Origin of the sequence: Mycobacterium sp., from assembly GCF_049281135.1 — a bacterium.
Lineage (GTDB): Bacteria > Actinomycetota > Actinomycetes > Mycobacteriales > Mycobacteriaceae > Mycobacterium.
In genome coordinates, this window is the sequence record NZ_JBAPRN010000248.1 from 1 (window position 1) to 4,964 (window position 4,964).

Here is a 4,964-nt window from a genome sequence, read left to right on the forward strand (position 1 = left end):
CGACACGTCGCCTTCGGTGGGACCGTGGTAGCCGTGTCTGGCCAGAAACGCCGGCTCGGAAAGCTGGCCGGCGGCGAGTCGCCGGACATCCGTGATGAGCGAGGCCTCCTCGAGTCCACCGTAACCACCCACGAGGGCGCGTTCGAGTCCGGGAGCATCGGCGCGGGCGCACAGTTGTGCGAGCTGCTCGAAGGCGCCCTGCGCGAGCATCGTGACGACCAGATGGGCGCGCATGGCCGGCACGAAACGATCGGCGGCGGCGTCGAAGAGCGCCAGGGCCTCCGGCAGGGAGGCAGGCTGCGCGCCGAAGACGCAGTCGCGCCACCATGTTTCATTGTCAACGCGGTAGCGATGCACGGCGCGCGGCGCCCGGACAAGGTTCACCGGCAATCGTGCCGCGATCAACGGGTAGCGGCGACGGACCCGCCGGTTTGACAGCCCCGACCGCTTGGCGCCGAACATCTGTTCTTCGACCGCGTCGCCGGAGGATCCGGGCATCCGGTCCCCGAGCTCTCTGAAGGTGTTCACGTTGAGCGCGTAGCGGCCGAAGAACACCGCGCCGAAGCGATCGTCGGCGGCGGGCGACAACAGCGGGCGGTTCCGCGGCCAGGCACCGAGGTCGATCGTCGACGCCGCGGTCGCCGCCTCGGCCAGGTCCCCCCAGATGCCCCAACCGAGTGGGGTGTGGACGCCCGGCGCCGCCTCGGACACGTTGACCGTGGTCCACAGCACGTCCGGCCCGCTGTGCATATGCAGCGGGCCGGTGGGTTCGGTCATGCGTTCGTCATTGCCCGCGCGCGCCACGCTTCGAGCAGGCCCTTGTTTTGGCCGGGCGTGCTGCCGTAGGTGCAGATCTCATCTGCGCCCGCGTCGCGGAATTCCTGGAGCTTGCGCACACAGTCCTCGACCGAGCCGATCGCGCAGGCCTCGCGCATCCACTCGTCCGGGATAAGCCGCGCCGGCTCGGTCAGCTGGCGGCGGTGGAAGTTGAGATCGGCGAGTTCGGCCTTCACCGACGTCAGCAGCGTGTGCTCGCGCATGCGGTCCATCGCGGCGTCGTCCCAGTCGTTCAGTTCCGAGTAGCAGCTTGCCCAGTCCGGCGGCTGCAGGTAGGTGACAGCGCGTGCGTTGGTGAGCTGGCGGGTCTCGCCCTCGCTCAACTCCGGCGTCGTGACGACCTCGACGTAGAGGCGGATCGTCGCCGGGTCCCGGTCGACCTTCTCGCACCCGACGCGCAGATTCTCCTTCACCTTGGCCACCGCGGCGGGCGTGACCATCGACGGCATGATCAGCCCGTCGAACGCGCGATTCGCTGCGACGAACTCAGCTGCGCGCGGCATCCCGAAGCAGCCCGCCACGATCGACGGACTCGGTCCCTCGTAGATGTCCTTCAACCCCAACGTCCCGAGGTTGCCGAGGGGACCGTCGTAGTCAAACTGCTCTCCGGCCCAGATCCGTTTCAAGATGGTGCAATAGTCGCCGAACGCCTCGAAGCTGAGGCTGCCGCCGTAGCCGTAACGGGACGCGCCGCGGCCGATCCCGAGCGTGAATCGCGGGCCGTACGCGGCCTGCATTGTCGCACCGACCGATGCGGTCAACATCGGGTGTCGGGCTCCAGCCGCAACGATCCCGGTGCCGATCCCGACCGACGACGTGCGCGCGGCGATGCCACCGAGGATCGTCGCGGGCTCCTTCAGCTCGGGCCGCTCGGCGAGCCACACCCGCGCGAAGCCGAGCTGCTCGGCCTCGACACCGTCGGCGATACCTTGAGCGGGCGTGCGCTCCGACGTCTCGTGCTCGGGGTCTCCGTGGAGGTGGCTCTTCACCCGCCCGGAGATCACGAACGCGCTCAGGTCCTCGACGACATCGGTCATGCCAGTGCCTCCTCGATTGCGGCCGGGATCAGTTGCAGTCCGTACCGGGCGCCGACTGTGGGGAGGTCGATGGTGGTCTTGTAGCCCGGCGAGGTCGTGACGACCGCCTCGATGTAGTTGACGCAGCGCGCTGCGGTCATCGCGACCGCGTCGTTCAGCGCTGTCCCGGTTCCTCCGGGCAGGCCGAGTGGGAAATCACCGCGGTAGGGCGGGAAGCCGTCGATTTCGATCCGGTAGCCGCCTTCGTAACCATCCATCTTGGGCCAGTCGGGCGCCATGCCCTCGCCCATTCGGTTGATGTGGTTGATGACGAACCGCGGCTCGTCGCCGACGAAGCCGGTGAGCGCCCACCGCAACGCGCCGATCGTCCCCGCCTCGACGACCATCCCGCTCGGCGCGGTCGACCGGTCGGGCGAGATGTAGAAGTCGGCATCGAGCGAGGTGCGCGACAACTCGACCCCCGTCGCGTCGGCGAGCTGATAAACCGCGCACGCCCACGTCGGGGCGACGGTCGTGAAGGTCGCCGAGTCCACGTCGTCCGGTCGGCGGCCGAAGCCGAGCGCCGCCATCTGCGCCAGGCCTGGATAGGGCCCGTAGTCGATCAGCTCGAATGTCCGCACCTGCGAGATTCGCCCGACGACCGTCGTCATCGTGATCGCCAGGCAGTCCGTGATGAAGCCCGGATCAATCCCGGTGAAGAAGATCGTGGCGTTGCCCTCGGCGCACGCGCCGTCGAGCTCGTCGCGTAGGGCCTGGCCGTCAGCCAGGTGCGCCCAATGCATCCCGGCCGCGAGTGAGCTCACGACGTTCTTGCCGCTTCTGAGGATCGGAAGCACCTCGTCTACCCACGTGCGGGACGGGCTTCCGGGCACGGTCGGATCAAGCAGGCCGTCGCCCGGCATGAACAACACGCAGTCGGCATCGAGCGCGAGCAGCGCCGCTGAGTCGGTGGTCGCCGCGACGCCGATCGGGTCGCGGCCGGCCAGCTCGCCGGCGTCGCGCCCGACCTTCCGGTCGGTGTAGCAGCGGACGCCGACGAGCTCAAGGTCGTCGCGGTCGAGCACGTAGTTCATCGCCTGCGTCCCGACCGACCCGGCGCCCCACTGAATCACTCGTCGCCCCATCGGTTTCCTCCGGCGTTGGAATAACCTCGTTCGACCGAACGGGGTTAATATGTACCATGCCGCGCGTGTCCGAGACAAGGGCTACAACCCGCCGCCGCACCGGTCCCCCGCCGAGCCTCACCATGGATCAGATCGTCGGAGCGGCCCTGACCGTGATCGCCGATGGCGGGATGGCGGCGTTGACGACCCGTCGGCTCGCGTCTCAGCTCGGCGTGGGCCAGATGACCCTGTACACCTACGCCCGCACGAAAGCCGAGCTGATCGACCGTGTTGCCGAAGGCGCCCTGCGCGCGCTTCTGGAGGACATGGACACCACGGGCGACTGGACCCGCGCGCTGCGGTCAGCCGCCAACGCGATCCGACGACGCATGCGGGAAAAACCCGGCACGCTCGAGGTCCTGCTCGCCGTCGGCGACGTCTCCGCCACGTCGCTCGATCCGTTGCGTGAGCGCATGCTCGCCCCGCTGCTCGAGAACGGCTTTCCCAGCGCGCTCGCGGTCGCCGCCGCAACGGAGGTACAGACCTACGCGTTCGGCTTTGCTCTGCTGGAGCGAGCACACCCGCGCGCGGGCGAGGACGAAGTCACCCGCCTCAGCCGGCTCGACGAGAGCAGCTACCCGGCTCTCCGGGTGGCCGCGGCCGACTACGCGGACCGGTTTTCCGACGATCGATTCGAACAAGGACTCGCAGCGTTGCTCGACCGGATCTGCTGCGAGCGCGAAGACCAGGTCCACGACGCGCGGTCGGACCTCGAACCTCACGGGACTTAGGCGCTCTGTATGGGCCCGCCGGGCGTCACGGACCAGATAGGCCGCCACCACCTGCTCCTGCTGGGATACCCGAGCGCGTAGCGATCAATCGCCCGCATGGAGCATTCGGCTCGATGCGGGCGAGGGCAAATTTCTGGCTGACGAATGCACCGTGAAGTTCACCGACGGAACCGAGCGTCACCACAACCGGAACTAACGGGTCGAAATCGGACCAGCCTGGCCGAGAAAGGGACGCTGGTGGCGTAAATTTAGTCCATGTCACCCAGCTCTGAGTTCGCAGTGGGCCAACGTGTGCGGGTGTATCCCAGCAGCAGTGACGAACGCCTTGGAGTCGTCGTCGATGACTACGGCGATGACACCGGATGGGCCGTCAACATCGGAAGCACTCGCATCGCTGAACCAAGCCGACGCTGGGCAATCCAGCTCGATGACGGAAACCTGATCTTCGCAGACGGGGTCGATCTTCAGAGCTTGTAACACAAGATCCGATCACTCCTCGCGTTGCTCGACCAACGAGACAGCCGTATCGCCATGATGCCGACCCCGTAGACGCTGAGCATGCGATTCATCGACGCCGTGATGCTGGCGGTCGGGTCGTAGATGTTGTGGAAGTTCCGGGCTGATGGTTGGCGGCGAATGCCCTGGGAGACCACTGAGTCAGGCGGCGAACAGCCCAGGCGGTGACCGTCTTCGCGCTGCCATATCGACAGCGCTCGGCCGATTGTGACGGCTGTGACGGGTGTTACGGCGTGTCACCCTACGGTTTAGGTCGCTCTACGGCATCCTGATCCCAGGCGGATATCCGCCTGGGAAGTAGTCGGCGGATATCCGCCGAGCCTGAGCAGTTCTCCACCCGAATGAAAGGACCACAGTCGGCCGTCAACGCGCCGACCTGACCCAAATCCTCACCACACCAACTACATACACCGCCCGCGATGGCGCCCCCAATGGCGAAACCCCCGGCCCGAGGGCCGAGGGTAGCCGGTCCGAGCTGCAACTCGAACCGATGGGTGCTTCCGCGAAAATCCCCGCCTCGAAGGGAATCGTCATGAAAGACGCATTCCACGGTAGCGCACACCCTGCGCACGGTCTAGTTACCACCGCCCGTGGATCCACCGCCACCCTCGTTCATCCTTATCGCGGTAGCAGCCGGACGTTCCGGCGCCGCGGCACCGCCCGGACCGCGCCGGTCTGGA

4 protein-coding genes and 1 pseudogene are annotated in these 4,964 nt (G+C 67.2%); 2 read left to right on the plus strand and 3 right to left on the minus strand.

Annotated elements, in window-relative coordinates; translation table 11 throughout:
• From WAN02_RS09935 to WAN02_RS09945, 3 genes and pseudogenes are all read right to left on the minus strand, one after another.
• Positions 1–777, minus strand: a pseudogene (locus WAN02_RS09935) (hypothetical protein); the annotation flags it as partial.
• Positions 774–1,874, minus strand: a complete 1,101-nt coding sequence (locus WAN02_RS09940; protein ID WP_422263985.1) for a TIGR03857 family LLM class F420-dependent oxidoreductase — start codon at positions 1,872–1,874, stop codon at positions 774–776. The gene WAN02_RS09940 and the pseudogene WAN02_RS09935, both read right to left, overlap by 4 nt.
• On the minus strand, positions 1,871–2,998 hold the full coding sequence (locus WAN02_RS09945; RefSeq protein WP_422263986.1) for a hypothetical protein: 1,128 nt from the start codon (positions 2,996–2,998) through the stop codon (positions 1,871–1,873). The genes WAN02_RS09940 and WAN02_RS09945 overlap by 4 nt, the downstream gene beginning before the upstream one ends.
• Before the next feature lie 122 nt (positions 2,999–3,120).
• On the opposite strand from WAN02_RS09945, the gene WAN02_RS09950 reads away from it, so the two are divergent.
• Both WAN02_RS09950 and WAN02_RS09955 read left to right on the plus strand, forming a co-directional pair.
• On the plus strand, positions 3,121–3,768 hold the full coding sequence (locus WAN02_RS09950; RefSeq protein WP_422263987.1) for a TetR family transcriptional regulator: 648 nt from the start codon (positions 3,121–3,123) through the stop codon (positions 3,766–3,768).
• A 255-nt stretch (positions 3,769–4,023) separates the two neighbouring features.
• The gene (locus WAN02_RS09955; protein WP_422263988.1) at positions 4,024–4,245 is read left to right on the plus strand and encodes a hypothetical protein; all 222 of its coding nucleotides are present in this window, start codon (positions 4,024–4,026) and stop codon (positions 4,243–4,245) included.
• Positions 4,246–4,964: the final 719 nt, after the last annotated feature.